The organism is Arthrobacter sp. LAR12-1-1.1, assembly GCF_040676555.1.
Classification (GTDB): Bacteria; Actinomycetota; Actinomycetes; order Actinomycetales; family Micrococcaceae; genus Arthrobacter.
This window is the reverse complement of sequence record NZ_JBEGIG010000028.1, coordinates 1-2,830: the sequence shown is the minus strand read 5'-3', so window position 1 is coordinate 2,830 and position 2,830 is coordinate 1. Positions and strand designations below refer to the sequence as shown.

2 protein-coding genes and 1 rRNA gene are annotated in these 2,830 nt (G+C 64.9%); 1 reads left to right on the top strand and 2 read right to left on the bottom strand.

The window, feature by feature from the left end:
• Positions 1-93 (top strand): 5S ribosomal RNA (gene rrf / locus MRBLAR12_RS16155); the annotation flags it as partial.
• Between the two features lie 114 nt (positions 94-207).
• Here rrf and MRBLAR12_RS16150 read toward each other — a convergent pair.
• Together MRBLAR12_RS16150 and MRBLAR12_RS16145 are read right to left on the bottom strand one after the other, a co-directional pair.
• Positions 208-1,203, bottom strand: coding sequence for a patatin-like phospholipase family protein (locus MRBLAR12_RS16150; protein WP_229996202.1), 996 nt, complete (start codon positions 1,201-1,203; stop codon positions 208-210).
• Positions 1,204-1,636: 433 nt separating this feature from the next.
• Positions 1,637-2,380 carry a hypothetical protein gene (locus MRBLAR12_RS16145; RefSeq protein ID WP_364747132.1) on the bottom strand — a complete coding sequence of 248 codons (744 nt, stop codon included), beginning with the start codon at positions 2,378-2,380 and terminating at the stop codon, positions 1,637-1,639.
• Positions 2,381-2,830: the final 450 nt, after the last annotated feature.

Sequence of the window (2,830 nt, the reverse complement as noted above, 5' to 3'; positions counted from 1 at the left end):
ACGCCCGGTCCCATCCCGAACCCGGAAGCTAAGACCCACAGCGCCGATGGTACTGCACCCGGGAGGGTGTGGGAGAGTAGGTCACCGCCGGAACACCATTCACGGTCGAGGACCCCCAACCACAGGTTGGGGGTCCTCCCGCATTTAACCGGCTCTTCATGACCGAGGATGTAGTCGGGGCCTGACCTCGTTTCAGGTTCGAGAGCGTCAGCGCCAGAAATCGGTGAGCTGTTCGGCAAGGGCTCTGCCTTGGTTGTAACCAGCCTGAGCGGCGGGCGGACGCAGGGACAGATCCATCGCATTGGCGCCGAACATATGCTCAGAGTTGCTATCCGGGAAGATCGTTTCGACTTTGCTGCCGCGCGCGCGTAGCTCGTCGACCTGTGCTGCAAGATGCATGCCCCACTCCAACGGCGTCCGTGTTCTGCCGCCGAATGGCGACAGAACCAGCACCCGCCCGTTTCCGGCTGCCAGATCTGCATTCTCGTTGCGTCGGTAGCCGCCGTCGATATACCGTTTGTCTCCGATCCTGTAGGCGAAGCCACTGGCACAGCTGGCCGCGACGGCGTCCACCAGGTCGACTCCGCTGTGGCGGTCGAACACGACCGGTTCGCCGGTATGGGCATTGACCGCCGTGATGAGCACTGTTCGTTCCGGCCAGTGCTGACTGGGCAGCCGCGCGGCGACGGTCGCGCGCCACCGCGTTTGCCTGGAGCCGTCCGACGCCGCAGCCATATCGAGTGCCGCGGCGCCCATTCTGCGACGCATGTCGGCCGCATCCTCAGCGGCGGCGATGATCTTGCTCGTTCTCTCCATGTGGTCCGCCGCCGGCCTGATCGGAACGCGTCCACGGTCGGATCCGACCGGACCGGTACGTTGCTGGGGCGCCGCGGCAAGAATAGCGGCAAGCAGTTCGGTCGCCTGGATCCCACTGGTTATCTGGGTCGCGGCGGTCGAGCCGGCCGACGTCCCGATGACCAGATCAGCCTCAGTCACATCCAGCCCGGCATCGAAGAGGCCGGCGATGACGCCGATCAGCCACGCGTTGCCTGTCGATCCGCCGCCACCGAGCACCAACGCTCGCCCGCCCGCAGCGCGCACCTGCTTTGTGGCGTCGACCTGCGGCTGATTCTGGTCGGACCTCGGCCGGTCGGAGGCTGTCATCGAGGTGATGTGCAGAGTTGAAGAGGGTGTGGTGTTCATGGGAGTCGCCTTTCGCGAATTGGCTGTTGGGCGCTCCCGGTGGCGACTAGCTCAGTCGCGCGATCGTGGACTGTGGGGAGAACCCATTGCGGATACTGCATACATGGGTCTCACCTCCTGCCGATGGATCACGATCACGGGAATGATCGCACACCAGCGACACGGTGCGCAATCGGCATCGAGCCGGTTGCAGTGCGCCTGTCGAACGCGCCGCCGTCCGCTACACCCTCATCTGTGATGGGCCATTTACCCCCACAACAATCCGCCAGAGCAGCCTGGAAGGCCGGGAACGGCGGTGTCCCAACCACCAGGACCCCCAGTGCTAGGTTCCCGCCGGAACATCATTGAGGTCGAGGGCCCCCAACCACGTTGGGGGCCCTTGCGCATTTAAGCCCCCAAAACACAAGACCCTGCCCGTCGGCACATTCGGCGGCTACCCCCTGATCAGGTTGCCCCCGGGCAGCGCATCGACGATCTTCCCCGGTGCCCGTTCGCCGATGAGCGGCCACACGACGTCGTGGTCGCCGGCTTGAAGGACAAGACCCTGCGGTGGTGCCATGAACAGCGCCTGCCCGTCCGGACGGCCCGCCATCGGGTTCTCTACCGTCACGTCCGTTCCTTCTCTGGGTGTACCGTCCCCAGCGGGCACCATGTAGGCAACGGCAGCGGCCCCCTTGGGAAAGGCCTTCAGGAAGTACAGGGGATCCGAACTCCTTGCACCATTCAGCTCAAGGTAGACATTCCCGTCACTGCCCTGTGGCAGTCCGCCCTTGATCGCGGTGTCAGCGCGCAGGATCAGAACAATGGAGTGGATGCCGGTGCCCACTCTTCCTTTCCGGACGCCCACCACGGCTCCCCGGACGATCACCTGGCTCGCCGCTGCCAGCGCCGCCGGGGAACGGAAGGGCTCGTAGTCGTAGGTAATGCGGCCGAAGGCAGCCAGGGTATCTTCAGCCTTGTAGGAGGCCGGCCCGAAAGGCTGAGTCCCTGTCTGCTGTGAGGTGGACTGCGGGCTGCCGGGGAGCGCAAGCATCCCTGCAGGGGCGACAGTCACGCCTCCCAGGAGGCTGGCGCCGGCCAGTGCGCCCGCCGCGAGCCACAGCCGGGTGGGCTTAGCGCGTGCAGGGCTGACGGTTTCATTGACGCTGAATGTTTCATCGACCCGACGCTGGTTCATGCCCCCTCCTTCCACTGCAGTGAGCCGGGCTATGAGGCGGCGGGTCGGACCGGCCGCCCCGCAGCTCGAGGAGTGACGTCACAGTCCGGCCCCGAATCCTAAGTTCCGTATGCCCCGAATTGTCCCGGACACCAAAATGGCTGCACAAGAGCAGAAAGTCGCAGCAGAACTGCCAGGCCCTTCTGGTCGGTAGCGACGTCCCGCAGCTTGCCTCTGTGAGCATAAGACTCCGTGAGCATAAGAACTGTCTCGCCAGCCGCTCAGTGCCAGGCCGCCCATTGCGCCCGGTGTTCGTTGCGAACACCATGGCGTGCCCGAAGACGACTGGGCCGCTTGGGAGATTTCGGACAGCGGATTAGTGGTTTTCTCTACGCTGCCGCGGGCGGCTGCTGGTAACTGTAGTGGACCTCGTTGGGGTAGCGGTAATCCAGGGCGGAGTGCCGGCGCCGG

Bases quoted from the DNA above. Each gene is read 5' to 3' on its own strand.
- MRBLAR12_RS16150 (WP_229996202.1), bottom strand. From the start codon at position 1,203: ATGAACACCACACCCTCTTCAACTCTGCACATCACCTCGATGACAGCC.
- MRBLAR12_RS16145 (WP_364747132.1), bottom strand. From the start codon at position 2,380: ATGAACCAGCGTCGGGTCGATGAAACATTCAGCGTCAATGAAACCGTC.